Genomic DNA, 1,057 nt, shown 5'->3' with positions numbered 1-1,057 from the left:
CCTTCGTCCTCGACATGGCCATGGACACCGAAGCCGGCGACGCCACCCGCGTCGGCTGCGAGTACACCCAGCTGGCCGACGACGTCACCGCCGGCGACCGCCTGCTGCTCGACGACGGCCGCCTGGTGCTCGACGTCACCCGGGTCGAGGGGGCGCAGGTCCACACCACCGTGGTCACCGGCGGCAAGCTCTCCAACAACAAGGGCATCAACAAGCAGGGCGGCGGGCTCTCGGCTCCGGCGCTCACCGACAAGGACAAGGCCGACCTCAAGACCGCCATCGACATCGGCGTCGATTACCTGGCCGTCTCCTTCCCGCGCCACGCCGAGGACATGCATGAAGCCCGCCGCCTGCTCGGCGAAGCCGGCCAGGAGATCGGCCTGGTGGCCAAGCTCGAGCGCGCCGAGGCGGTGGCCGACGACGCCACCCTCGACGGCATCATCGAGGCCTCGGAGGCGGTGATGGTGGCCCGCGGCGATCTTGGCGTGGAGATCGGCGACGAGAAGCTGATCGGCATGCAGAAGCGCATCATCAAGCGCGCCCGCACGCTCAACCGCGCGGTGATCACCGCCACCCAGATGATGGAGTCGATGATCGGCTCGCCGCTGCCCACCCGCGCCGAAGTATTCGACGTCGCCAACGCCGTGCTCGACGGCACCGACGCGGTGATGCTCTCGGCCGAAACCGCTGCCGGCGACTACCCGGTGGAGACACTGGAAGCGATGCGCCGGGTCTGCCTCGGCGCCGAGCGCGAGCGTATCGCCCAGGAGTCGGGCCACCGCATCCACGAGGGCTTCTCGCGCATCGACGAAACCATCGCGCTGTCGGCCATGTACGCCGCCAACCACCTCACCGGGGTGGCCGCCATCGCCTGCATGACCTCCACCGGCTACACCCCGCTGATCGCCTCGCGCATCCGCTCGGGGTTGCCCATCGTCGGGCTGGCCCACAGCCCCATCGCCCAGCGGCGCATGGCACTCTACCGCGGCGTGGTCTCGCTGCCGTTCGACACCAGCACGATGGCGGCCAGCGAACTCAACGACCGGGCGCTGGCGCT

At 69.9% G+C, this 1,057-nt stretch carries 1 protein-coding gene; it reads left to right on the top strand.

The window, feature by feature from the left end; translation table 11 throughout:
- The coding region (gene pyk / locus SPH52_RS22420; protein WP_411797268.1) for a pyruvate kinase at positions 1-1,057 on the top strand (1,057 nt) is incomplete at both ends.

Source organism: Halomonas sp. A29 (genome assembly GCF_046723295.1).
In the GTDB taxonomy this organism is placed as follows: domain Bacteria; phylum Pseudomonadota; class Gammaproteobacteria; order Pseudomonadales; family Halomonadaceae; genus Halomonas.
This window is presented reverse-complemented; position numbering and strand designations above follow the sequence as displayed.